Below are 25,937 nucleotides of genomic sequence, written 5' to 3' on the forward strand. Positions count from 1 at the left end.
CTTACTGCTCCTGCTGCGCGGCGGGTTCGGTCGGCTGGGCCGGGGCGGGTTCCGACTGGTCCTGTTTGCCCAAAGATCGGATCGCGTCGGCAATGGCCCTCAGCGGCGCGGCCACATCGGGGAACTGGAACCCGGCCACCAGAATGGCGGCAACCCAGAAAAGACCGTTATGGGTAAACAGCGCCAACAGGGCCAGAATGCCGACCAGTTGAAACTGAGGGTGATTGGATTCATGCGCGATCTTCTCGGGGATCGAGTGCAGGGTGAAATATCCCACGCCGATCAGAATGATTACGACAACGGTAAAAACGAACATGAACGTCAAAAGAAAATCACTGCCGTCCGCCTGGGTCACGTAGGACGGAATATGCCCCGTGGCCATCGGGTGTAGGTCTGCGGTACTCACCCTGCCCTCCTGTTTCTGTTTGATCCCTGTTTGGATGGGTTGATGCGCAAATTCAAGCCTGCTTAATGTTTGCAGACGCTTACGTCCTTAGCACATGGAACGTGACCGGAAGGATGAATATGATTGATTTTCTGATCATCGGCGGCGGCGTCGCCGGTCTGAGCGCTGGGGCACGGCTGTCGCAGCACGGGACTGTTACCCTACTCGAAGCAGAGGATGCTCTTGGCTATCATGCCTCCGGCCGATCGGCCGCGTTATTCGAAGAAAGTTACGGCCCGCCGTCGGTTGTGGCGCTGAACAAAGCCAGCGCCGACTTCTTGCACGCCGAAAATGGTGGCTATCTGACGCCGCGCGGGTTGATGCTGGTTGGCCGAAAGGATCAGAACGAGGCCTTCGAACAAGACGTTGAAGATCTGAACATGCGGGTCATCCCCACGGTAGAGGCGCAGGCTCGTGTACCGATCTTGAAACCCGAGACGCTGGGCTTCACAGCTGTCGGCGAAACAGCATTCGACATCGACACGGACAGGTTGCTGCAGGATTTCGCGCGCGTTATTCGAAGTAATGGCGGTGAGGTTTTGACCAAAGCCAGGGTTACAGCCATTCGCAAGAACCCTCACTGGATTGTCGAGGCCGGGGAGACCTACGAGGCCCGCACTTTGATCAATGCCGCCGGGGCCTGGGTGGACGAGGTCGCCGCGATGGCCGGGATTGCCCCGATTGGGATTATTCCGAAACGCAGGTCAATGGCGCGCCTGCCTGCGCCGGGCGGGCATGACGTCCGGGACTGGCCCATGATGCTGGGCGTAGGTGAGGCGTGGTATGCCAAACCGGATGCGGGCAAACTGCTGGTATCGCCATCCGAGGCCGATCCTGTGCCGCCACATGATGCCTATGCCGATGATATGGTGCTGGCCGAAGGCCTGGCCAGGTACGAGGAAATGGTCACCGAACCCGTCACGCGAGTGGAAACGAACTGGGCGGGACTGCGCAGCTTTGCGCCCGATGGAACCCTTGTGCTGGGGCCGGACCCGTCAGACCCGACTTTCATTTGGGCTGCCGGTCAGGGCGGGTACGGGTTCCAATCCTCTCCGGCCGCGTCGAAACTGGTCTCGGACTTGGTGATCGGCGCTGCGCCGGAGCTGGATCCGGCAACGATCGCAGCTCTTAGCCCGGAAAGGTTGCACCGATGAGCAAACGGTCTCTGCCGTCCAACACCAGCGTCGCTACCGAAGGACAGGATGGCCGATTGATTGCCCCCGCTGCAACCCGCAATGCCGACGTGTTGTGTGAACTGCTGACGCAATGGGCCCCAAAGACCGGTCAGGCGTTGGAGATCGCCAGCGGCACCGGCCAGCATGTCAGTGCCTTTGCCCGATCCCTGCCCGGCCTCCATTGGCAACCGACCGAGGTGGAACCAGACCGTCGCGCCAGCATCGACGCTTATTCCTCCAACCTGCCCAACGTCGCCAGCGCCGTCATGTTGAACGCAACAGCGCTGGGATGGCATGATGAGTTCGCGGGGCAGAACCTGATCGTTCTGATCAATCTGGTGCATTTGATCAGCTGGCCCGAGACGCAGGTGCTGATCGCCGAAGCCGCGCAGGCACTGGCCCGTGAGGGAAGGTTCATCCTCTACGGGCCGTTCAAACGGTCGGGCCAACTGACAAGCGACGGCGACCGGAGGTTCCACGACGCACTTGTCCAGCAGGATACTGAGATTGGATACAAAAATGACAAAGATATCGTCGATTGGATGGCCGCACAGAACCTGACCGTCCTCGCATCCGCGGAGATGCCCGCAAACAACCTGGCCTTCGTCGCGGAAAAGCCCGACACCTGATTAAAATCAAGGCCCGGCTTAACACGCCAGAACATATTCCGTTTGCATTATATTAAATGGAATGATGACATGAACTGGCAGGACAAGATCAAAGACACGCGCAATGGTCTGCGCAACCTCAACGGCGCGATACCCGAGGCGGCCCGCGCATTCGGTACGCTCAGCGCAGCGGTCAAGCAGGGCGGAACGCTGGATTATAAGACCAAGGAGTTCATCGCTCTGGGCATGTCCATTGCAATCCGGTGCGAGCCCTGCATCACGCTCCACACCGAAGCCTTGCTCAAGGCGGGTGCATCGCGAGAGGAGTTTTCCGATGTGTTGGCTATGGCCGTTCAGATGGGCGGTGGACCATCGATGATGTACGCCGCCAAGGCATTGGAATGCTATGACGAACTGAGCACCTGACCCCAAAAGCAAAAGGCCCCGGGCTTAACCGGGGCCTTTGTTTGTTTAGCCGTCCTTGCGGATGGTTTCGTTCTTCGGATCGTAGGGGCTGTCGCAGGTGACGACCGCGTCCCACAGCTTGTCCTGAATTTTAACTTGCAGCTTGGTGCCTTCGACCGCCAGCTCTGGCTTTACGTAGCCCATGCCGATGGATTTCTCGAACGCGACCGAGTAACCGCCCGAGGTCAGGCGACCTACGCGCTCACCTTCCGGTGTGTACAGCGCCTCACGGCCCCACGGATCCGCATCGTCCGGTCCGTCGATCAGCAGAGTGCAGCACTTCACGCGCACGCCGGTCTCTTCCAGCTTTGCCTTGCCGTAGAAATCCTTGGACAGGTCGACAAAACGCGGCAGGTCAGCTTCCAGCGGGGTCGCATCGCGGCCCAGCTCGGTGCCGAAGGCGCGATAGGATTTCTCCTGACGCAACCAGTTCTGGGCACGCGCGCCGACCAGCTTCATACCGTGCTTCTCACCCGCTTTTTCCAGCAGGTCGAACAGGTAGTTCTGCATCTCGATCGGGTGATGCAATTCCCAGCCCAGCTCACCGGTATAGGCCACGCGGATCGCATTGACCGGGCACATGCCCAGTTCGATCTGACGGGCCGACAGCCACGGGAAGCGTTTGTTGGACAGTGCGGTTTCCGGATCGGCGTCCTTGATGACCTCTTTCAGAACGTCACGCGACTTGGGTCCGGCGATGGCGAAGACGCCCCACTGGGTGGTTACGTCCTGGATCTCGATGTAGCCGAACTCATCCATCTTGTCCTCGGCCGCCTTTCGCAGATAGTCGGCGTCGTACTCGGTCCATGCACCGGCAGAGACGATGTAGTAGTTGTTCTCGCCATTGCGGACGATGGTGTATTCGGTGCGGGTGGTGCCGTGCGAGGTCAGCGCGTAGGTCAGGTTGATGCGGCCGACCTTGGGCAGCTTGTTGCAGGTGAACCAATCCAGGAACTGAGTCGCACCGGGGCCTTTGACGACATGCTTGGTGAAGGCCGATGCGTCGATCAGGCCAACGCCTTCGCGGATCGCTTTGGCTTCTTCGACGGCATATTGCCACCAGCCGCCGCGGCGGAAGGAGCGGGCGTCATGGTCGAAGCTCTCAGGTGCATCGACAGGGCCAAAGTAGTTGGGACGTTCCCAACCGTTCACCCAACCAAACTGTGCGCCGCGCGCTTTCTGACGGTCATAAGCCGGAACGGTCCGTAGCGGACGGCAAGCTGCGCGCTCTTCATCGGGGTGGTGCAGGATATAGACGTGCTCATAGCACTCTTCGTTCTTGCGCGCTGCGAACTCGGTGGTCATCCAGTTGGACGAGTAACGCTTGGGGTCCAGCGAGGCCATGTCGATCTCGGCTTCGCCGTCGACCATCATCTGCGCCAGATAATAGCCGGTGCCGCCCGCTGCAGTGATCCCGAACGAGAAACCTTCGGCCAGCCACATGTTACGCAAGCCCGGAGCCGGACCAACCAGCGGGTTGCCGTCGGGCGTATAGCAGATCGGGCCGTTGAAATCGTCTTTCAAGCCAGATTCGGCACAGGACGGCACACGTTCGGCCATTGCCATGTATTGATCGGCGATCCGGTCCAGATCCAGCGGGAACAGGTCCGCGCGGAAGCTGTCGGGCACGCCGTGCTCGAACCGCGCGGGTGCGCCGTGCTCATAGATACCCAGAATCCAGCCGCCGCGTTCTTCACGTGCATAGGATTCGTTGTCGGCATCGCGCACAACGGGGTGTTCCGGGTTGCCGGCTTCGCGCCACTTGACCAGCTCGGGGTCCTTGTCCATGACGATGAAGGTGTGCTCAACCGGGATGGCCGGCATCTTGATGGCCAGCATCTTGGCGGTGCGCTGAGCGTGGTTACCCGATGCGGTTACGACATGCTCGGCAGTGATCACCACCTGCTCGTCGCTCTCAACCAGGTTGCCGCCTTTTTCGACCATCTTGGTGCAGGTGACTTCCCAGTGGGTGCCGTTCCAGTGGAAGGCATCGGCCTGCATCTTGCGGACAATGTCGACACCACGCTGACGGGCACCCTTGGCCATCGCCTGGGTCACGTCGGCAGGGTTAATGTAGCCATCTTCGGTGTGGTAGATCGCACCCTTCAGGTCCGAAGTTTCGATCAGCGGCCAGCGTTCCTTGATCTGGTCCGGGGTCAACCACTCATAGGCAACATCGCAGGTTTCGGCGGTGGAGGCATAGAGCATGTACTCATCCATACGCTCTTGCGTCTGCGCCATGCGCAGGTTGCCAACCACGGCGAAACCTGCGTTCAGGCCGGTCTCTTCCTCAAGCGTCTTGTAGAAATCGACCGAGTACTTATGGATGTGGGTTGTCGCATAGGACATGTTGAACAGCGGCAGCAGCCCCGCTGCGTGCCAGGTGGATCCGGACGTCAGCTCGTCCCGTTCGATCAACATCACATCGTCCCAGCCCGCTTTGGCCAGGTGATAGGCAATCGAGGTCCCGACGGCGCCGCCGCCAACGACCAGTGCTTTGACTTGGGTTTTCATAACCGGACGTCTCTCCTTGGAATCTGTTGGAACCATATGGCGCATTTGCAGGGTTAAACGCGACATTCATCCGACCAGTGAGAGAAGGAAAACGACCCCGCTGCCACAGATGACTACTGGATTCGACGATTTTGCCATTATTGCCCGGTGACCGAACACCGCTTGATGCTGCCAACCTTGGCACAGCCACCACCCAGCCCACCTTTGTGCACACGCACCGGCTGACTGTTCCCTGGGCGTTTTGCAGCAGCTTCCTTGGGCTCCGACGCACCGAAAGCCGGCAGTTTGTCTTTCAGCCGGCTGAAAAAGCCCCTAGCTTCCGTGTCAGCGGTGTCATCCTTTGCCGCGGTATCCACTTCGACCGCGTCATCCAAAGCTGCCTGACGCTTATCCGACTCCAGCAGCAATTTCTGCGCCCGGCCATAACCGATTTGGAGGACGTCCTGATTTTCGAAGACCTCCCCGCCAGTGATGTCCATGAGGCCATCGCTGTTGAACCCCGACGCTGTCATCGTATTCACCATCAGCGCCGTGACATCCAGATTCCTGAGCTTTTCGCCGGTCGTCTTTTCCTGAATCAACGTCATCTCGGAATACAGGCGATCCATTTTCCCGGCGACCTCCGGCTGCCGGTCCAGAGGCACCGTTACTCCCTGCCCTACCACAGGCGAGGGGAAAGTCAGCAAAGAGTTGAGGGCTGCATAGTCAACCATGCCCAAAAGCTCTCGAATCGAGGCGTCGCTGGCATTGGTGTGCAGCCGGATCACAACCTCTTCGTCGATCCCGATCCGCCCCGTGACCTTGCGAAACGCAAGCGTTTCGGTCGGAGACGTCATGTCCTGAGTGATCTCAACGAAGGCAACACCGTCGACAACGGCGAACCCTTCCTTGATCGCGGCCTGCGCCATGAAATTCTGCTGTCGAGACAATGCGATTCCCGCCAGCGTATTGCGCGCCGATTCCGGTTTCAGGCTGATGTCGAACCAAGCGATCTCCTCGCCTTTGGAATAGACCGCACCCGTCTTGCTGAGCTTGCGCAGAATGCCGTCCTTGCCCCCGCTGGACAGGCTCATCAGTTCCGCCGTGTTTGAAACGGAATTGATCAGCGGTGTCATACCAAGTTTTGAAGTCGCGGTCGCAACTGTCTTGTTATCCGCATCTGTCAGCTCATACCGGGACCATTCCTCGGTGGATGCAGGAAGGTGGGATTTTGCGCCCGCTTTCCATTGCTTCTTGCGCTCTCGTTCGGCGGCTTTGGCGTCACGCTCGATCTGCTGCTGAGAAAAGCGATGCTTGATCGTGCCCACATAGCCATTGGCGGACAGAGTACCTTCGTGTTTTTTGTCCTGTTGATAATAGTCCAAGCCGACAATGACCAAGACTATGATCACCACAAACCCAAAGATCCGCAAACCGTCCATCAGAATACCCGAAATCAATCGCTGCTCGTTTTCGCGAAAGATAGAACCAAAATGGGGCGGTCTTATGGCTGTAGCGCCGGAAAACTAGTGCGTATCAACACTCTGTGGACAGCAAAATTTTACCCGGATTCATGATATTATCCGGATCCAGCGCCATTTTTATCGCCGCCATATAGGTGACCGCCGGGCCCAGTTCCTTAACCAGGTAGGGCCGTTTACCCTGCCCGATTCCGTGTTCGCCGGTACAAGTCCCCTCCATCGAGATCGCCAGATCGTTCAGCCAGCCGACAAAGCCATCGGCCTTGGCGACCTCGTCCGCGTTCTCCATGTCTATCAGCAGCAGAGTGTGAAAGTTCCCGTCTCCCACATGCCCGACAATCGGAGCCAGCAAGCCAAGATCCTGCGCCTTTTGTTGGGCGGCGGCAACGCACTCCGCCAAACGCGAGATGGGAACGCAGACATCGGTGGAAATGCCCCGCGCACCGGGACGCAGTTGCAAGCTTGCCCAGTACATGTCGTGCCGCGCCTGCCACAGTTTGTTGCGTTCTTCGGTGGTCGAAGTCGCGGCGAAATCCGCACCACCGAACTCCTCGGCGATCTGACCAAATGTCTCGGCCTGCTCAACCGCACCGGCATCGGACCCGTGGAATTCCAATAGCAACAGTGGTGTTTCCGGCAGGTCCAGCCCGGAATAGGCGTTGGCAGCCTTGACCGACAGTTCATCCAGCAGTTCGATCCGCGCCACGGGCACGCCAAACTGGATCGTCATCATCACCGCCTGACAGGCGGCGTCGACCGTAGGAAAGGAACAGCGAGCTGAGGTGATCGCCTCGGGGATGCCCTGCAGGCGTAAGGTCAGCTCGGTGATGATACCCAGCGTGCCCTCGGCCCCGACCAGAAGACGCGTCAGATCGTAGCCGGCCGACGATTTCTTGGCCCGGTGCCCGGTACGGATGATCTGCCCGTCCGGCATCACCGCTTCCAGACTGAGGATGTTGTCCTTCATCGTGCCATAGCGCACCGCATTGGTACCCGAGGCCCGCGTCGCCGCCATCCCGCCCAGTGAGGCATTGGCACCGGGATCGATGGGAAAGAATAGGCCCTGATCGCGTAGATGGGTGTTCAGGTCCTCGCGCGTGACACCGGGCTGAACAACGCAATCCAGATCGCCCGCATGGACGGCCAGCACCTTGTTCATCTGGGTCAGGTCCACCGAGATACCACCGGCCGGGGCGTTCACATGCCCCTCCAGCGATGTACCGGTCCCAAAGGGGATCACCGGCACCTTGTGCAGGGCGCAGGTCTTAACGATTTCGGACACTTCCTCGGTTGTGTGAGGGTACACCACCGCGTCCGGAGACTGGTTTTCGATCCATGTGGTCGTGTGACCGTGCTGTTCGCGGATCGCCTGACCGGTTTGCAGACGATCACCGAATTTCTGCTTCAGGATGCCGACAGCTGTTTCAATCCCGGCCTCGTTTCGGGGCAACGTTACTGCCTGCACCATGAAGAACCTCTCTTATTCGCCCAGCGCGATGCCTTCGCGGCGCGGGTCGGCGCCACCGATCAGAACATCTCCGATTTCAATTGCGTGCAGGCCCGATGTCAGGTCGCGCGGGTTGACCTCGAACCCCAACTCGATCAGCGCATCGGCATAGCCTTCGGCGGCTGTGCCCTGTTCCACATCATAGGTACCAAAGCGGTTGACCAGATGCGGTAGTGACAGCGCCTGTTGCACATCCATATCCCAATCGGCCCAGGCGATGATCGACTTGGCCACGTAGCCAATGATCCGGCTGCCACCGGGCGAACCAATCGCCAGAACCGGTGCACCGTCCTGCATCACGATAGTCGGGCTCATGGACGAACGTGGACGCTTGCCCGGTTCCAGCCGGTTGGCAATCGGGACACCATCGCTGTGGGTCTTGAACGAGAAATCGGTCAGTTCGTTGTTCAAGAGGAACCCGTTGGTCATCAGCCGCGAGCCGAACCCGTTCTCGATCGTCGTGGTCATCGACAGCACGTTGCCATACTGATCGACGATCGAAATGTGCGAGGTCGAGGGCAGTTCCAGCGACACGTCGTCCGCCCAGTTCGACGCGTGGTCGAATTCAGGATTGCCCGGCGCAACCTCGGGCAGCGCCCTCTCACCGTTCAGCAATGTTCCGCGTTCAGAGAGGTAGTCGGGATGGACCAGGCCCTTTGTCGGCATCGGGACATAATCGTGATCAGCCATGTAACGCCCGCGATCGGCAAAGGCCAAACGCGAGGCGTCGCCAATCAGACGCCATGTATGTACGTCCTCCGGCCCCATCGCCGCCAGATCATACCCTTCAAGCATTCCCAGTATCTGACCGACCGTCAACGCACCCGAAGAGGGCGGACCCATGCCGCAGACCTCATAGGCGCGATAGGTGGCGCAGACGGGCTCGCGCTCGATCACCTGATACAACGCCAGATCAACACCGGATAAAACCCCGGGGTTACCCGGTGCATTGCGAATGGTGCTGACAATCCCTGCCGCGATCTCACCACCATAAAACCCGGCAGAACCTTCGCTGGCCAGAACCCGCAGCGTTTCGGCATAGTCCGGGTTCATCAACCGTTGGCCCTGTTGCAAGGGCTCTCCGCCCGGCAGGAAATATTCAGCCGTTGCAGGAAAACGCGACAGGCGCTCGGCGTCCGCTTCGACCAACGTGGCCAGGCGTGGAGATACAAGGAACCCCTCAGCGGCCAGTGTTATGCCATCCTGAAACAGGCTGGGCCACGGGCTTCGCCCCCAACGCCGGTGCGCCTCTTCCAACAATGCGGGCGTACCCGGCGTGCCAACCGAAAGACCGCCAACCACGGCGTCGTAGAATTTCAGTGGATCGCCGTTTTCGTCATGAAACAGACGGTGGTTTGCCTCAAGCGGAGCCGTCTCCCGCCCGTCCAGCGTGGTCAGCTTGCCGGTTGCTGCGTCATACCAGACCAGAAAAGCCCCGCCGCCAAGACCCGAGGATTGCGGCTCGACCAACCCCAGCACAACCTGCACGGCAACCATCGCATCAGCGGCAGACCCACCGGCCCGCAGCACCTTGGCCCCGGCTTCGACAGCCAGAGGGTTCGCGGCGGCAACCATCCAGTTCTGCGACGTTACCGGCTGACCAGCCATCTTGGCCTCAAGCGCGGCGATGACCTCGTCCGTCAGGCCCTGAACCTGCCCGTCAGAGGCCGCCTCGGGGGCCACTGCATCCGCTGTCTCTTGCGCAAAAGACGCGCTGCTCAGCATCAACGCCGTCAAAAACAATCCCGAAATCAGATTTCGTTTCATCGTATCCTCCTGAAAATCCGTTTGTCGTCCCTGCGGCGCAAACGCGTTACAACATGGAAGGCACAACCTGATCCGGTGGGCGGTGCCCGTCTTCGAAGGTCTTGATATTGATGATGACCTTCTCACCCATCTCGATCCGCCCTTCCAGCGTGGCCGATCCCATATGAGGCAGCAGGACGACGTTCGGCAATTGTCGCAGGCGCGGGTTCACTTGCGTACCGTGTTCATAAACGTCCAGCCCGGCTCCGGCGATCTCACCCGAGCGAACCTGACGGGTCAGCGCGTTTTCATCAATCACCTCGCCCCGCGACGTGTTCACGATGACGGCCGATGGTTTCAACAGCTTCAACCGCCGCGCGTTCATCAGGTGAAAGGTCGACGGAGTAGACGGGCAATGGATGGAGATCACATCCATTCGCGCCACCATCTGGTCGAGGCTTTCCCAATATGTCGCCTCAAGCTCCTGTTCGACCTCGGGACGCAAGCGACGACGGTTGTGATAATGCACCTGCATCCCGAATGCCGAGGCGCGGCGGGCCACCGCCTGACCGATCCGCCCCATGCCCAGAATACCAAGGCGGCGCCCGCCGATGCGGCCACCCAGAAACGCGGTCGGGGCCCAGCCCGACCAGTCGCCTTTCTGCATGACCGTCAACCCCTCGGGAATCCGTCGGGTCACCGACAGGATCAGCGCCATGGTCATGTCTGCGGTATCATCAGTCAGCACGCCCGGCGTGTTCGACACCAGAATGCCCCGCTGCCGGGCTGTGGCCACATCGATATTGTCGACCCCGGCCCCATAATTGGCGATCAGGCGCAACTTTTCACCTGCCTGACCGAGCAACCCACCATCGATGGTATCCGTCACCGTGGGCACTAAGACATCCGCACTTTGCACCGCTGCGACCAGCTCTTCCCGCGTCATGGGCGTGTCATCGTCGCGCAACTGCACATCGAACAACTCGCTCAGCCTGGTTTCCACCGCCTCGGGCAACCGTCGCGTAACGACAACACTCAGACGTTCTCTTGGCACTTTCGCCCTCCCATCGCTTTGCAAATCTTCGCGCGCCATGGCATCGTGGCGCAGGATAAGGCGGGGCACAAGAACCCCAATGCATTGAGACGACCTTTTTTCGAAACCCGATCAACAGGCACAAGAGCAGACAGTCAGTGAGTGGTTTTCTACCAGTAAAACACCGCCTTCTGGTGGTCACGTCCGCATTTCTGGTTGTGCTGAGCACTCTGACCGCCAGCGCACAGGACAAACGTGGCCCTGTCACCAACCTGCCCCTGCCGCGATATGTTTCGATGAAGGCCGCCGAGGGCAACGTCCGCCGAGGCCCCTCGCTGACGCATCGAATCGACTGGGTATTCAAACGGCGCGGAATGCCGTTGCAGATTACGGCCGAATACGGCAACTGGCGCAGGGTTCAGGACCGCGACGGCGCTGGTGGTTGGGTTCACTATGCCCTGCTGTCTGGCATGCGTACCGTGCTAATCGAATCCGAGTTGCTGCCCGTTCACACCAGCCCTGACTCCAATTCTCAGGTCAGCGCGAAATTCGAATCTGGCGTAGTAGCGCGCCTGGGCAGTTGCAGTCTAGACTGGTGCCACGTCTCTGCTGGTGGCTATCGCGGTTGGACACAGAAGTCGAACCTCTGGGGCGTCGATCCATCCGAGATTCGCGAATAGCGGGGCGATATTCCCGCCCCGCCTGAACAATACGACTGCTATGCGGTCTCGGCAGTGCGCGTGCCCATTTCCTTATCCAACAACAGCAGATTCCAGCGATCCCCGTTGGCCGCTTTGGTCTGGTCGAGGATTCTGCCGAACAGATCCTCTTCCTCGTTCTGTTCCGCCAGGAACCAGTTCAGCATGTTCTGAGTGCTGTATTCCTTGACCTCATGCGCCAGCTCAAACAGCGCGTTGATCTGCCCGGTCACCGTTACCTCATTTGCAAGGGCGTGTTCCAGCGCCTCGACAGGCGAGACGTATTCGGTTTTTGGTTTGGCGATCCCATCAATTTCGATTCTTCCGCCACGCTGGGCCAAAAAGTCGAAGATGCGCATGGCATGCCCGCTCTCTTCGACCGAGTGCCCACGAAACCACTGCGCAAATCCGGGCAGGTCCTCGGATTCGAAGTAAGCGGCCATGGCGAGATACGTGTAGGAAGCGTGAAGTTCATTGTTGATCTGACGATTCAACGCTTCTGCGACATTCGGGTTTAACTTCATCTTCATCTCCTGTGTCACGGTTTGCCGGGGCAAACATACAGATATTTTCTCCAGCGAACCGGCGCAACCAGTACCACATGATTTTTTAGATATATTTCAATATTTTACCGGGATGATTTGCAAGTGAAAGGCACTTGCAACACCCACGGGTTTCTGCGCCCCAATTCAGTCGCCCACTAAGCTACTGGCAATCGACAAAAACAAACGGTTGATGCAGCGCCCTTCCCAGCCAAGGCCTTGCGCAGTTTCGACCGCTCTTGCCCATGGAACACCTTATCGCTCAACTGGCTGATCGACATAAAATCCGAACCTGAGCCATCAGGAACGCGGGCCAAATAAATTTTGCTCAAAGCCGAAGTTTTTCGTTCAAAGCCTCTTGAACCCTCCGAACAACAATCGTAGATAGCCGCTCACCGTTGGGGTGTAGCCAAGTGGTAAGGCAGCGGTTTTTGGTACCGTGTATCGTAGGTTCGAATCCTACCACCCCAGCCAACTTTTCCAAATATTATCAACACTTTTTCTGAAACCTCGCCTTGCTTAGCGTTCGTCCAGTTATGCCATTTACCACGTTTTTTTGTGGTAAATTCTCGCTTTTGGGGCCTGCAAACATGTAAGTTCTACAACCGTGTGCCCAACATCAGTGCCGGTAGAATGACAGCGGATCACGGGAAGAGGCATGGCAACGGTCCCTTCGTTAAGGATCGCCCGATTCCAACGAAGCGTGACGAAATCGAAATGGCGGATTTCCGAGATGCCGCGCGATGCGTCTAAATAGAAGCAAATGATTTGCTCCCACTACTAGAAAAACGTGCCCGCCTTGCTGACGCTCGAAGTCGCGACACAGCAAAGCCCGGGCGTGGATCGATGCGCGATTATAAATACGAAAGCAAGCCCCACACTTTGCGTCCAAGGATCCCCGGATCACTTCAAGGATTGGAGTTAATCTGCGCTCGGTTTTGGCGTTCCAAATGTGGTTTCGATGGATAATACCCCTATGGATGAGCGCCATACCTCAAAAGTCGATCGCGCGAAACTTAAACGTATCTTAGAGACTTAATGCTACACGGCTCGAAAGCCGCTGAGCGAGCCCATCGCTACCAGCAGTTAAAAGAAGACTGAGAATAACGACGAGAGCCTCGGCTAAGAGTATCTCATCAAAACCTGCACATATTGGGCAGGGGAAATGCGCATTCGCCATTCACATCTGGCGGCATGAAACATTTGACCACAGATACATTGGTATGCTGCGCCTTTGCGATTGCTTCCGCAATTCTTGCCGCGCAGCCTTTACAATGGCTTGTTCGAAGTTGGCTTAGCCCGGCGTACGGCTCGTACGGTTATGTCTATGTCCTGCTGATCTTTGGTCTTGCCGGGATGAGCTTGCTGAGCGGCCGTCCGAAAGGCGCGCGCTCTCAGACACCTGCAGTTGCCTTGCTGCTATTGGCGGCTTGGATCCGTTTTTTGGGACAGGTTTTGGCGATCAATATTCTGAGCGCTTTCGCCCTTGCATTGGATGTTTTCGCGCTGGTTGGATTGTTGCAGATGCATCGGCGCCCTTTCGCGCTGTCGCCATTCTGGATGGCTGCATTGTTCCTGTTTTCCTTGCCGACCGAAATAATCTTGCAGCGTACGCTTGGGTTTCCGTTGCAGATGGTTTCGGCGGAATTGTCCTGTCACATGCTGGGCGCATTGTTCTCGAATGTCGTTTGCGACGGCGTGCACATCACCTTGGCACAAAGGGACATTCTGGTGGACTTACCCTGTTCCGGCGCGTCTGGGCTTTTGTTGTCGCTGGCTTTTGTAGTCACCCAAAACGCGGTTCTGCGGCCAAGGTGGTATTTCGGCGGCTTCAGCCTGTTGGCCGTGACCGGGTGTGCGGTCTTGGGTAACAGCCTGCGCATTTCGATTTTGGCGATTGGCCTTGCACATGATCTGGATGTTATGGCCGAGCCCTGGCACAGCCTTATTGGGTTGGTGACGCTGGCCCTGACAGTGACGCCCTTTGCCCTGTTTTATAGGCCCCGCGACACGAGCCCGCGTAAAAGCCACCCACAGACCGACCGGATCATCCTGCCGAAACCCATCAAGGTGTTGGCGGGGATTGCTTGCCTGACAGGCAGCATTGCCATTGTGTCGCTCAAGGCAAAACCGGTGGATGTTTCGGGCAGCGTTGTGACGCCGAACCTGCCCACGCAGATTCACGGACACCTGGTGCAAAACGTACCTCTCACTGCGATGGAGGCGCATTACTTCGAAGCCTATGGCGGGCAGGCGCAGAAAGCTCAGTTTGGCCCCCTGGGGTTGAATGTGGTTAGCACGCGTGCGCCGCTTCGGCATCTGCATGCCCCTGAAATCTGTCTGCGGGGTCTCGGCTATAAGGTTCGGTTTCTGGGCACACGCTACGACGGTGTTCCCAGCGCTTTTTACCGAGCCACCGGCCCTGCCGGGGATCAATGGATGGTTGCGGTTAGCTACGTCTCGCAAAACGGGCACGTGACACCCAGCGTCGGTGAAGCGATCTGGCGCTGGCTAAATGGCTCCGGCGGCACCTGGAGCAGCGTGCAAAGAATCACCCCATGGGCTTTGGACACCGCACTACAGGCCCAACTGGACGCAGCCGTGATTGCAGCCCTCGACATTCACACTTTCAAAGGAACGGACATATGATACGCCATTTTGCTTTTCTCTTTCTGTTGCTGCCTGGAGCCGTATACGCTCAGCCCGAAGACGCCATTGCAGGTCGGTTGGTCGGCAGCGGAGCAGCTGGTCAACTGGACCTGCCACTGCTGAATTCGGACCTTTCCGTTGATATTCAGGGCGATACGGCAACCGTTCAGGTGCGACAGGTGTTCGTGAATCCATCGGATGATCCGATGTCGGCGGAATATCTATTCCCACTCAACCAAAAAGCCGCCGTTTACGCGATGCAGATGCAAATAGGCGACGAAGTGATTGAGGCGCAGATTCAACAAAAGCAGCAGGCCGAGCAGACCTTTGAGACCGCAAAGCAAGAGGGCAAGGCCGCGGCACTTTTGACCCAGCATCGTCCCAACATGTTCACCCAGAACGTTGCCAACCTGATGCCGGGGCAACCGATTACGGTAACGCTTAACTATGTGCAGGCCGTCCCTAAGGTCGACGAGGCTTATGAGCTGGTACTCCCTCTGATCGTCGGGCCGCGCTATCAAGGGGCGATGGATTTTGACCTGACGTCCGAGGGCGTAGTGTTAGCTGATTTCAATGAAGAAAAACCGGCCACCTCAGCCGTAACCGAGGTCGATGGTTGGACTGTTTCCGAGCTACCGCAATACCCTCTGGTTCCGCTCCTAACAAACCCTGATACAATTGAACCCGCACGGGTCTCGTTGGACCTGAACCTGCGTGGTGCTGTTCCCGTTTCAAATCTGACAAGCGCAACGCATAATCTGCAAGTCAAGCAGTCTGAAGGGGTGATCAGCGCGACCTTTCAGGACGGGCGGGTGATCGATAACCGCGATCTGGTTCTGCGCTATGAGCTTGGTGGCGATGAGACGACGGCCGGAGTGTTGGCCCATCATGATGAACGGGGCGGCTTTGTATCCTTGCTGGTTGAACCTCCAAAGATTCCACAATCGGATCAGATCACCCCACGAGAGCTGGTATTTGTGCTGGACACCTCGGGATCAATGGGCGGAGAGCCGATGGATGCCAGCAAACGGTTTATGGAGGCCGCTTTGCAGGGCCTGCGCCCCGAGGATTATTTCCGCGTAATCCGGTTTTCATCGGACGCGACCGAATTCGCATCCCAGGCCGTTCCTGCCACGCGGGCAAACCTTGAATCTGGTTTGCGCTATGTGCGTAGCCTTCGGGCCGGCGGTGGAACAGAAATCGACAATGCGATCCGTCACGCCTTTGCAACCCGGCAACCTGAGAACACATTGCGCATCGTCGTCTTCCTCAGCGACGGCTATATCGGTCAGGAAGCGCGCGTTCTGCGCACGATCCGGCGGCAAATCGGCGATGCACGTATCTATGCGTTTGGGGTGGGCACTGCTGTAAATCGCTATCTTCTGGACGCGATGGCCGAAGAAGGCCGTGGCTATGCGCGCTATGTTGATCCGTCCCAACGCGCCTCGGATGTTGCCGACACGCTGGCCCGCGATCTGAAATCGCCTGTGTTGACGGATATATCAATTGATTGGGGCGGATTGAATGTCAGCGAAGTGGTGCCCCAACATATCCCTGACCTGTTCGGCGGCGGCTCAATCCGGGTTCTTGCTCGGTACGAAGGCGGCGGGCCTGCCGACATTAAGATCAATGGTTTGGTCCAGGGTAGAAAAGCACAAATGCCCCTGTCGCCTATCCTGCCTTCCGAATCCGATCCAGAGAGTGTCAAGCACCAGGGCGCTGCGATCCCTCTGACCTGGGCTCGAACCAAAATCGCGGGTCTCGACCGCGCCATGGCGGTGCGGGCCAGGGATCCCAAGGAACTTGAGGCGCAGATCACTGATCTTGGGCTGAGGTTCAATCTTCAGACGCAGTTCACCTCTTTTGTTGCTGTGTCAAAAATGGTTGTAAACACCGGCGACGTTCCAACAGGTACCACTCCGGTGGCTTTGCCGCAGGTGACGGACGTGGGGGCCGGGGCTTATCCCAAAACTGCGTTCAGTGGATCATCGACACCCGAGCCTCAAACGGTTTTTGGGTTGATCATCCTGGCGGCTTTAGGCGCGCTGCGTCTGACCCGAAGTCGGAGGGTTTCGGCGTGAGGAACGTTCCTTACAAACTGCGCACAGATGCATGGTGGCTGGAGGATGATTTCAAGTGGCGCAGACCTCAGGTGCAAGCTCCACTTGACCCGGCCAATGGCAGTGTGATCTCTGATCGTGACTTCGGTGAAACTTCGATGGCGGACGCATATCTTGAACAACATCCTAATCGTAGATGACGATGCTCGTATCCGCGATGTCGTACGCTTTGCGCTGGAAGATTCCGGCTTTCGAACAACCGAGGCTGGCACCGGTCAGGATGCGCTAGACCTGTTTTACAAAACCCCGGCCGACTTGGTTGTTTTAGATATCGGAATGCCCGAAATGGACGGCTTGGAAGCCTGCAAAGAGCTGCGTAAAACCTCAACCGTGCCGATCCTGTTTCTGACAGCACGGGATGATGAGATTGACCGCATCCTGGGGTTTCAACTTGGTGGCGATGACTATGTCACAAAGCCCTTCAGTCCGCGTGAGCTGGTATTGCGGATCAAGGCTATCCTTGCCCGCTCGGCAGATGCAAATTCGCCGGACGACGTGACGGTGTTTCAGGATTTGCGGCTGGATCATAGCGCACATCGCTGCACCCTCGCGGATACAGAAATTCAGCTTACCGGGATCGAGTTTTCGGTGCTGTCGATCCTCGCCAAAACGCCAAGCCGCGTCTACGCGCGCGCGCAACTGATCGATCTGGTCTATGGTCACAACACATATCTTTCCGGTCGCACGATCGATAGCCATGTTCGCAATATCCGTCAGAAGGCGCGCGCTTTGGGCTATCCCGATTTAATTCAAACCGTGCATGGTGTTGGGGTGAAACTGGGTGTTTGTCAGTGCTGACAATCAAGCAGAAATGGCGGCCGTCGCTTGCTCTGGTGATTGCGCTGGTCTGCATTGCCTTGGTGACGCTTCCGATCATCGGCGTTCTGGGTGTCCGCCTGTCCAGCAACCAGTTTGCGCGTGAAACCGAACGCAGTCTGCTTTCTCAAGCGGTTATCTTTGCCGAGGTGTATGCTGCGGCTTTCTCCGAACTGCAGTCCACGCCCTATGTGGGCCACGTCTTGTCTCCCGAGCAAAGCGAACGCTTGAAACAGGATTTTCATCCCATCCCGCCCAGTTTGGATTTGCTTCGTGGTGAGGTCTCACCGCCCCGTCCCGACCCGGTTTCCAGTGATAAACCTCTGGATGCGCCGTACGCGGCGATCTCTCAAACGTTGTCACAATTGGCAACTTCGGCAAAGAAAACTACACTGTCAGGGTATGTCTTACTGGATCACTCCGGGCAGGTCGTTGCCAGCAGCGGATCAGTCAGCGGGTCTTTTCTGCAAGTCCAAGAAGTCGCGCAGGCCCTTCAGGGAGAAACCGTTTCAGTGCTGCGGCATCGAGATGACCCTTCCCGGCGCCACCTTCTGAACTCGATCAGCCGAGATACGTCCTACCGTGTGTTTGTCGCCCATCCGGTGGTCTTGGGCGAAAGGGTCATCGGCGTCGTTTATCTTTCGCGCACGCCTATGGATCTTAGAAAGTTCCTGTTTCAAGAGCGGTTCACACTGGGCTCTGTCGCGGCGTTCATGCTGATGTCCGCGATTGGGGTCGGTTGGATGATGTGGCGGCTGATCTCAAAGCCAATTCGCGCTCTCAGCAATCAAAGTCGGGATGTCGCAAGTGGGTTGAAACCGACGCCCGATCCCGTGAAGCACTATGGCGTGCGGGAACTGGCGGATTTGGGTAACAATGTTGTTTCGATGGCTGCAAACTTGTCGGAGCGGTCCACTGCAATCGAGACGTATACAAGCCATGTCACGCATGAACTGAAATCACCGGTCACTGCAATTTTGGGTGCGGCAGAGCTGTTATTGGACGGGCCTTCAGCCGTATCCGGAAATCGCAATCAGAAACTGGTTCATAACATTCAGGAAGAAGGTCTGCGCATGAATGCTCTGCTGGGTCGTCTTCGCGAATTGGCCCGGGCCAGCGTTCAAACAGACCCGAGCCCAACGTCGCTGGGGGATATTGTCCAAGCTGCGTCAGCCTCGTTCTCGGAACAAGTCATCGAGTGTCACGCGCCGTCCGACATGCACCTGCCATTGTCCAAAGATCAGGGGCAAATTGTTCTACATCATCTCTTGCAAAACGCGTTCCAGCACGGGGCCACGCGTGTCGATATATCTTACGAAGCGGCTTCGAACAGCTTAATTGTCGCCGACAACGGCACGGGAATTTCCCCGCGAAATAGCTCTCGCATCACAGACCCATTCTTCACGACCAGACGGGATCAAGGCGGCACAGGGCTGGGCTTATCCATTGTTGCCGCTGTGTTGAGCCAAGCCAATGCGGAGATCGAGGCAATGGCGCCAAAGCACGGCGCCAGTTTTCGGATCAGGTTTTGAGTTTGTTGAAAGCACAAAGCACGGGCAACTCTGAGCCAGAGTCCGCTTTCAACACTCGTTGCACGTTCCTTCGCAAGCAAATCGAACGACCACTTTCCGCCCAAATCCCCCGCAAATCATATGACCGACGAGTTCCCTAACGTCCAAAAAATCAAAAGCAGAAAAGTGAACCACCTGCGAACCAGTGACTTACCCCGAGAAACGATCCGGGCTGAATGCCTGTATGTCGGTCTGGGATTGTCGACCGGCGATTTCATCCGCCACCAGCCGCGCGGTTGTCGCACCCAGTGTCAAGCCCAATTGCCCGTGACCTGTCGCAAAGGTGACATTTGCCAGCATTCCGCTTCTGCCAATGATCGGCCGGGTGTCGGGCGTCAGCGGCCGCCGTCCAAACCGGCGTTCCGCGCTGCCTGTATGTAGCCCCGGCAGAACCCGGCGTGCCTTTTCCACCAATATATCCGCACGAGTCCAGTTTGGACGTGCGTTGGCACCCGCGAACTCTATTGTCCCCGCGACGGCAAGCGCGTCGTCGTAGGGCGTGATGCCGAACCCGCCTTTTGCGTAGAACACAGTATGGGACAGGTTGACTCCGCTGCCCTTCAAGATTGTGGAATAACCGATTACGCCTTCCACCTGCAGTGGGACACCCAATTCTGACGCCAGATCCCGGGATCGCGTGCCGGCAGCCAAGACAAACTCTTCAGCGGCAATGGCGCGACCATCGCGCAGCCTCACTGCCTTTACCGTGCGGTTGTTTCGGTCAAAGCCGACTGCACTGCCAGAAATGACCGTACCCCCACGACTTAGGAAGGCTTCGTGCAGCGTTTCAACTAGTCGCTTGGGTTCGGTCACGAAACTCCAATCCCGCAGCAGGGCGGCATACTTGAAATCCGGAGCAATGGCCGGGTCGATGTCATGCGCTTCTCTACCGCTGACCTCTTCGATCGAACATCCCAGGTCGCGTGCCAGATCAAAGGCTGCGGCCATGCTGGTGCGATCGTCATCCCCGTCAAACAGCTTGATGACAGGGCGTTCCACCAACAGCTCCGGGCGCCCGATATCGGCCAGTTGGGCCTTGAAATCCGCAGTTGCCGAAAAGGTGAGCCGCGCCAAATCCGCCGCAATTGCACGCATTTTCGAAGGGCGCGCGTTGGCTACGAACCGGCTAAACCACGGTGTCAATCGCAGGGCGGAACTTGGGCGCAATGTCAAAGGCGCCTTGGGATGCATCAACAACCCGGGAACTTTCAACAGCATCCCGGGCTGAGACAGCGGTACGATCTCACCCACGGCGATGCAGCCGCACGAGGCCCAGCTGGCGCCCTCTCCTACCGGGCCTGGCTCGATGACGGTGACATGGTTCCCCTCGGCCTGCAAAGCCAGCGCGCAGGAGATACCAACGACGCCGCCGCCGATCACCACCATCTTGGGCATGCCTTCCGACCTTTCTTACAGTGCCTGCAACTGCGCCAGCAGGTCTGCATCGACGGAGACTCCGTTCGCTTCGGTCGCCGCACGGTTTCTCAGCCGCCCGTCTCCGGGTACGCGCGCGGTTCCGTTGCCCTCGATCTCGGCACAGATGCGGGTGACATAGTCGTCGAACGACGGGTTACCGAACCGGCTCGGGTCAATCGCGATCAGGGTTGCCCCGCCTTTGATGTTGAGGGCCTCAAAGGACTCGCGCTCCTGATTGTCGACCGACAGGGTGCCGCCGGCCAGCGCCGCGCCCAGCACCTCAATCAGGAAGGCAATGGCGGCACCCTTGTGTTCGCCAAAGGGAAGTAGGCTGCGGGTTTCCAGAATGGCGTTCGGATCGGTGCTGGGCTGGCCATCGGCATCCAGCCCTCCGGCACGCGGCAGGTCATGGCCCTCGGCCGCGGCCATCTTGATATCCATCAACGCCACCATCGAGGATGCCTGATCCCAGACAATCGGCTCGCCCCCCGGACGCGGGCACGCAAAGGACATCGGGTTGGTGCCAAAGACCGGACGCACCCCACCCTGCGGCACAACCATGGACAAAGAGTTCACGACCCCCAACGCCACAAGCCCCGCCTCGGCCAGCGGCCCGGTGTCAAATCGCAGCGCACCCAGATGGTGGCAATTGGCGCAGGTAAAGGCCGCAATCCCGTTCTCGCGCGCCATCTCAATCAGCTCTGCCCGTGCCGCCAATGCGGCTACCTGATAGAACCCGTTGTCGCCATCGCCACGCAACACACCGGGCGCTATTCGCCGGATTGACGGCGCGGCCTTTGGGTTGGCGTAACCTGATGACAGATATTGCGCGTATACCGGCAACAAGCGCAGCCCATGACTACGAGGTCCATCGCGTTCGGACATCCGCACAAGTTCTGCTATGACTTCACTGCTATGTGCGTCAAGGCCCGCGGACACAAGGACAGATTTGGCCAATGCTTTCACCTCTTCGAGTGAGAGCGTTTTTGTCGGGGCGTCAGTCATAAGCCTCATCCTGTCCTTGTGTCTGGCTGGCGGGCGCTTGCACGCCCGTGTTTTCAGTTACGAGTTCTGGTATTCCAGCTTCTTCTTGGCAACAAATTCGTCAAGTGCCCCGCGCTGATCATCCGGCATCGGCGGCTTGACGTAATTGTCCAGAATACGCTGCGCCTCTTCGTTGCCGACGGTTTCGGCGGTCTTCGACCCTTCCGCTTCCCACTGTTCAAAACTGTCATTGTTCTGCAGCGGGTTCATGTGAAGCGGATTTTCCCGGGTATGGTCCGTCCCCAAGAAGTGACCACCGGGGCCGATCACGGCGATGTCATCCAAAAGCGCGTCCAGGTTTTCATCCACAATACCGCTGAAGAACCTGTGAAAGTTTTCAAGCTGCCGGGTGTCCTGTACCCATTTCGAGTAGCTGACCCCAAGCGCACCTTCCAGGAAACCTGCCGAATGCACGATATAATTGGCCCCGCCCAACAGCACCGGCCACATGGTGTTGGCTGTATCAAAAGCCGCCTGCATGTCCGGGGATTTCGACCCGGTCCACATCGTGCAGGTCCGCCACGGAACGTCATAAAAACGCGCCATCTGGCCTACCAGCAGGTTCATCAGGCCCGGTTCGGGTGAACCCATCATTGGCGCACCGGTCTTCATCGACACGCCCATGATCGCCACGCCCAGCACCATCGGCGCGCCACGCCGGATGATCTGGCTATAGGCCATGCCCGCCAGCGATTCCGCGATCAGCAGCGCCACGCCGCCCTGCGGGCTGGCCGGGGTCGAGGCGCCGGCCAGAACGAATGGCGACAGCAGGCAGGGCTGGTTGGCGCCGGCGTAAACGCGCAGGCTTTGCAGCATGGTTTCATCCCACACTAGCGGCGTGTTGCAGTTCAGCAGCGCAGCCATCACCACGTTGTTGTCCACAAACTCTTCGCCGAACACGATGCGCGTCATCTCAACCGAGTCGCGCGCGGCTTGTTCCGACAGAACCGACCCCTTGATCGGTTTGTCGGTCAGCGTCAGCGCCGCATGAACAAGCTCAAGGTGGCGCTGCGGCACGGGCACGTCTTGCGGCTCGACTGGCAGGATGCCCGGAACCATCATCGACTGGCTCATCTGACTTAGCTTGAAGAAGTTGTGCGCATCTTCCAGCACCGACGGGCGACGCACTCCATCCATGCCATAGACAAAGGGAGCCCCGTAGGCGTTCGCAAACACCGAGTTCCGGTTGCCGACTCGTAAAGAACGGTCCGGGTTGCGCGCCGCATAGCCCCATTCCGACGGAACAGCCGAGATCAGGTCCATCAGCATGTCCCGGCCGATGCGAACCCGTTCACCCTGAACATCTGCGCCGTGTTTCTTCCAGTCGGCCAAGGCCACCGGGTCACGGAATTCGATACCGGTGGTTTCCAGGATCGTCATGGCGGCGTTGTGGATCTTTTCGACCCCCTCGGGACCAAGCAGATCAATTGGCCCGACTCTGCGGTTCAGTGTCGGTAGGTAAACCGGTGGCGGGTTGGTGCGGGCTTGCACCCGCGCCGCGCGACCGCTCCGGCCCGCGCGTACTCTTGCTTGTGTCATTGTAACCCCTCCGGATCAGGCGCGCGCGCGGGCGCTGGTTGGATCAACGGCGCAGACATCGATCACTTCGGCATCGCGCATTTCATTGTGCACCAGCACCTGCATTTTGGTGCCCGGTGCAGTCATATCCTGCGGCACCAGCGCCATCGCGATGTCGTGGTTGCAGTAATACGAGAACCCACCCGAGGTCACCCGACCGATCAGCTTGCCGTTGGCATAGACGCCTTCGTCAAACATCACCGAGGTATCGCAGAACGGCAGTTTCAGCGTGACCAGAGTGTTGTATCCGCCCTCATCCTGCTGCTTTTGCAGCGCGGCTTTGCCGATAAAATCACGCTCGGCCACCTGCCCGCCAATCTTCTCGGTCATCGCCACGAAGCGGCCCAGATCGGCCTCGAACGGGGTCAGATCCTTGCAAATCTCGCGGTTGATGGCGCGATAGGACTTCTCGAGACGCATGGATTCCAAGGCTTCAAGACCAAAGGGTTTCACTCCAGCTTTCAACAGCAGATCAACAAGGTGGCGGTTATAGCCGACCGGGTGGTGCAGTTCCCATCCCAGCTCACCAGTATAGGACACGCGCAGCAGATGAACGCCTTTGGCATAGCCCACCTCACCCAACTGGGCTGAGAGCCACGGGAAAGTTTCGTTCGACAGGTCGTTATCTGTCAGCGGTTGCAGGATATCCCGCGCCTTGGGCCCGGCCAAAGCGATCACTCCCAGCTGTTCCGAGATATCCTCGAGCAAAACCGAACCGTCCTTAGGCAGCAGGCGCTGTAGCTGATCCCAGTTGTAAGCGCGCCAGTTCGGGGTTGAGATCAGGTAGAAATCGTCCTCGGCATAGCGCACGATGGTGTATTCCGCATCCATGCCGCCCTTGCCGTTCAGCATCAGCGACAGGGTCATGCGGCCCACTTTGGGCAGCTTGTTTGCCATCAGGCCGTCCAGCCATTTGGCAGCGCCCGGCCCGCGCACCGTGAACTTGGTCATCGGCGACATTTCGATGAAGCCGGCCTCTTCCCGCGTGCGGCGGACCTCTTCCTGCACCAGCTCCATGTGGTTGGTTCGGCGGAAGGAGTGTTCGGGGGTCGCTTCGTCCGGGGATTTGGCGAACCAGCGGGGGAATTCGTAGCCGTTGAAGCTGGTCCAGACCGCTCCGTGGGCCGTTAGCAGGTCGTAAGAGCCCATGGTTTTCATCGGACGCGCATCGGGGAAGTCCTCGCCCGGAACATGCGCGTTCATGTGGGTGCCCCAGGTCTCGCGCACCTTGTCCATGGTCCAACGCTTGGACGCGTAGTCCGAGAACCGGCGCGGGTCGAGTTCGGACATGTCCATGCCTGGATCGCCGTCGACGATCCACTTGGCCAGTCGATTGCCCACGGTGCCACCCCACAAGATGCCGCCCGGCATACCCTCGGCCAGCCACAGATTGTCATGCCCCGGTGCGGGACCGGCCAGCGGCAGCTCGTCCGGGGTCATCTGGAATGGACCGCGGGTATTGGCCTTGATGCCGACCTCACCCAGCGTCGGGACCCGTTCGATGGCGCGTTCCCACTGGGTTTCCACCGCGTCGAAATCTTCGGGCAGCAGGTCGGCGCCAAATTCGGGCGGCACGCGGTCTTCGGCAAACAGCTTGAGGTCTTTGGTGAACTCATAGGGGCCGAACTGGATGCCACCCACGTCCTCGCGCAGATAGGCACCGTAATCCTCGTCGCGCAGGATCGGGAATTCTGTCAGCCCTTTCGCGCGGCGCTCTTTCAGCAGCGGCACGGTTTCTGTGGTCCAGTATTGGTGAACAATCGGGATACAAGGCAGATCCAGCCCCACGCGACGCGCGTTCTCGCGAGCATAGTTACCAGTGGCGAAAACCAGATGCTCGCAGGTGATCTCGCCTTGGTTGGTGATCACCTTCCAATGGCCATTGCCCAGCTTTTCGTAGGATTGCGCTTCGGTGTTCTGATAGACTTTCGCGCCCGCATCCCGCGCCAGCTTGGCCAGCGCCATGGTGATATCGGCCGGGTTCACATAGCCGTCTTCGGTGTGCAGGATGCCGCCGCGGATTTCGGGGCTCTGGTTCAGCAAGGGATGGATTTCCGCGATTTCTTCCGGCGTCACCAGCTTGCAAGGCACACCTGCGGCTTCAGCAATCGAAATGTAGGACTGGAATTCGTCCCAGCGTTTCTCGGTATTGGCGACACGCAGCTGGCCCACTTTGCGCAAACCCACCGAGGCGCCCATCTTTTCTTCGACTTCGGAATAGATGCGAATGGTTTCCATCGTCATCTTGGATACGTTGTGCGACCGCACAAAGGTCACCAACAGCCCCGCTGCATGCCAGGTGGACCCCGACGTCAGCGTCGTACGCTCCAGCATGACTGCGTCCGAACACCCATGTTCGGTCAGGCCATAGAGGATCGATGCCCCAACGCATCCGCCACCGACAACCACAACTTTTGCATGCGATTTCATTCAATCGACTCCCTAACTTGCGCCGAAACCGGCCAAAAACCCGGGCATTTTGGTAAACCGCTGATGCCGGGTTCGTCCGGGTATACAGGCAATTACGTCACCATGAACGCTCCCCCTGCC

Annotated in this window: 19 protein-coding genes and 1 tRNA gene; 9 read left to right on the plus strand and 11 right to left on the minus strand. The window is 58.5% G+C overall.

What is annotated here, in order from left to right; translation table 11 throughout:
* Position 1: 1 nt before the first annotated feature.
* Positions 2–382: a hypothetical protein gene (locus ACR0IK_RS08315; RefSeq protein WP_480641149.1), complete on the minus strand. Its 381-nt coding sequence runs from the start codon at positions 380–382 to the stop codon at positions 2–4.
* A 143-nt stretch (positions 383–525) separates the two neighbouring features.
* Here ACR0IK_RS08315 and ACR0IK_RS08320 point away from each other — a divergent pair, with 143 nt between their 5' ends.
* From ACR0IK_RS08320 to ACR0IK_RS08330, 3 genes are all read left to right on the plus strand, one after another.
* Complete coding sequence (locus tag ACR0IK_RS08320) at positions 526–1,599, plus strand: NAD(P)/FAD-dependent oxidoreductase (protein WP_480641119.1); 1,074 nt, start codon at positions 526–528, stop codon at positions 1,597–1,599.
* Positions 1,596–2,249 (plus strand): DUF938 domain-containing protein, encoded by a 654-nt coding sequence (locus tag ACR0IK_RS08325; RefSeq protein ID WP_480641120.1) that lies wholly within the window; start codon positions 1,596–1,598, stop codon positions 2,247–2,249. The genes ACR0IK_RS08320 and ACR0IK_RS08325 overlap by 4 nt, the downstream gene beginning before the upstream one ends.
* Before the next feature lie 69 nt (positions 2,250–2,318).
* Positions 2,319–2,654, plus strand: a complete 336-nt coding sequence (locus ACR0IK_RS08330; RefSeq protein ID WP_480641121.1) for a carboxymuconolactone decarboxylase family protein — start codon at positions 2,319–2,321, stop codon at positions 2,652–2,654.
* A gap of 45 nt (positions 2,655–2,699) precedes the next feature.
* Here the strand turns inward: ACR0IK_RS08330 and ACR0IK_RS08335 are convergent, their stop codons facing one another.
* The 5 genes from ACR0IK_RS08335 to ACR0IK_RS08355 all read right to left on the minus strand — a co-directional run bounded on the left by ACR0IK_RS08335 (position 2,700) and on the right by ACR0IK_RS08355 (position 10,974).
* Positions 2,700–5,207: a GcvT family protein gene (locus ACR0IK_RS08335; RefSeq protein ID WP_480641122.1), complete on the minus strand. Its 2,508-nt coding sequence runs from the start codon at positions 5,205–5,207 to the stop codon at positions 2,700–2,702.
* Positions 5,208–5,344: 137 nt separating this feature from the next.
* Positions 5,345–6,628 carry a hypothetical protein gene (locus tag ACR0IK_RS08340; protein ID WP_480641123.1) on the minus strand — a complete coding sequence of 428 codons (1,284 nt, stop codon included), beginning with the start codon at positions 6,626–6,628 and terminating at the stop codon, positions 5,345–5,347.
* 94 nt (positions 6,629–6,722) lie between these two features.
* A complete protein-coding gene (locus ACR0IK_RS08345) occupies positions 6,723–8,135 on the minus strand; it encodes an FAD-binding oxidoreductase (RefSeq protein ID WP_480641124.1) in 1,413 nt (470 codons plus the stop codon).
* A gap of 12 nt (positions 8,136–8,147) precedes the next feature.
* Positions 8,148–9,941 (minus strand): gamma-glutamyltransferase, encoded by a 1,794-nt coding sequence (gene ggt, locus ACR0IK_RS08350; protein ID WP_480641126.1) that lies wholly within the window; start codon positions 9,939–9,941, stop codon positions 8,148–8,150.
* Positions 9,942–9,987: 46 nt separating this feature from the next.
* Positions 9,988–10,974: a 2-hydroxyacid dehydrogenase gene (locus tag ACR0IK_RS08355; protein ID WP_480590524.1), complete on the minus strand. Its 987-nt coding sequence runs from the start codon at positions 10,972–10,974 to the stop codon at positions 9,988–9,990.
* Between the two features lie 170 nt (positions 10,975–11,144).
* On the opposite strand from ACR0IK_RS08355, the gene ACR0IK_RS08360 reads away from it, so the two are divergent.
* Positions 11,145–11,633, plus strand: a complete 489-nt coding sequence (locus ACR0IK_RS08360) for an SH3 domain-containing protein (protein ID WP_480590549.1) — start codon at positions 11,145–11,147, stop codon at positions 11,631–11,633.
* 38 nt (positions 11,634–11,671) lie between these two features.
* Here ACR0IK_RS08360 and ACR0IK_RS08365 read toward each other — a convergent pair whose 3' ends face one another.
* Positions 11,672–12,175, minus strand: a complete 504-nt coding sequence (locus ACR0IK_RS08365; protein ID WP_480641127.1) for a ferritin — start codon at positions 12,173–12,175, stop codon at positions 11,672–11,674.
* A 417-nt stretch (positions 12,176–12,592) separates the two neighbouring features.
* Between ACR0IK_RS08365 and ACR0IK_RS08370 the strand changes: the two genes are divergently transcribed.
* The 5 genes from ACR0IK_RS08370 (at position 12,593) to ACR0IK_RS08390 (ending at position 19,310) form a co-directional block, all read left to right on the plus strand.
* Positions 12,593–12,667 (plus strand) — tRNA-Gln (locus tag ACR0IK_RS08370).
* A 720-nt stretch (positions 12,668–13,387) separates the two neighbouring features.
* Positions 13,388–14,842 (plus strand): exosortase T, encoded by a 1,455-nt coding sequence (gene xrtT, locus ACR0IK_RS08375; protein ID WP_480641128.1) that lies wholly within the window; start codon positions 13,388–13,390, stop codon positions 14,840–14,842.
* Positions 14,839–16,923, plus strand: a complete 2,085-nt coding sequence (locus ACR0IK_RS08380) for a VIT and vWA domain-containing protein (RefSeq protein WP_480641129.1) — start codon at positions 14,839–14,841, stop codon at positions 16,921–16,923. The genes xrtT and ACR0IK_RS08380 overlap by 4 nt, the downstream gene beginning before the upstream one ends.
* 153 nt (positions 16,924–17,076) lie before the next feature.
* Positions 17,077–17,760, plus strand: a complete 684-nt coding sequence (locus tag ACR0IK_RS08385; protein WP_480596742.1) for a response regulator transcription factor — start codon at positions 17,077–17,079, stop codon at positions 17,758–17,760.
* Positions 17,754–19,310, plus strand: a complete 1,557-nt coding sequence (locus ACR0IK_RS08390; RefSeq protein ID WP_480641130.1) for an ATP-binding protein — start codon at positions 17,754–17,756, stop codon at positions 19,308–19,310. Before ACR0IK_RS08385 ends, ACR0IK_RS08390 begins: the two co-directional genes overlap by 7 nt.
* A 189-nt stretch (positions 19,311–19,499) precedes the next feature.
* Here the strand turns inward: ACR0IK_RS08390 and ACR0IK_RS08395 are convergent, their stop codons facing one another.
* Genes ACR0IK_RS08395 through ACR0IK_RS08410 form a run of 4 tightly spaced genes read right to left on the minus strand, consistent with a single transcriptional unit; the run spans position 19,500 to position 25,817 of the window.
* Positions 19,500–20,744: an NAD(P)/FAD-dependent oxidoreductase gene (locus ACR0IK_RS08395; protein ID WP_480641131.1), complete on the minus strand. Its 1,245-nt coding sequence runs from the start codon at positions 20,742–20,744 to the stop codon at positions 19,500–19,502.
* A 15-nt stretch (positions 20,745–20,759) separates the two neighbouring features.
* The gene (locus tag ACR0IK_RS08400) at positions 20,760–21,770 is read right to left on the minus strand and encodes an Ldh family oxidoreductase (protein ID WP_480596733.1); all 1,011 of its coding nucleotides are present in this window, start codon (positions 21,768–21,770) and stop codon (positions 20,760–20,762) included.
* A 57-nt stretch (positions 21,771–21,827) separates the two neighbouring features.
* Positions 21,828–23,348, minus strand: coding sequence for a trimethylamine methyltransferase family protein (locus ACR0IK_RS08405; RefSeq protein ID WP_480641132.1), 1,521 nt, complete (start codon positions 23,346–23,348; stop codon positions 21,828–21,830).
* A 15-nt stretch (positions 23,349–23,363) separates the two neighbouring features.
* The gene (locus ACR0IK_RS08410) at positions 23,364–25,817 is read right to left on the minus strand and encodes a GcvT family protein (RefSeq protein WP_480641133.1); all 2,454 of its coding nucleotides are present in this window, start codon (positions 25,815–25,817) and stop codon (positions 23,364–23,366) included.
* Between the last annotated feature and the right edge of the window lie 120 nt (positions 25,818–25,937).

This window comes from Ruegeria sp. BF7 (assembly GCF_056538605.1).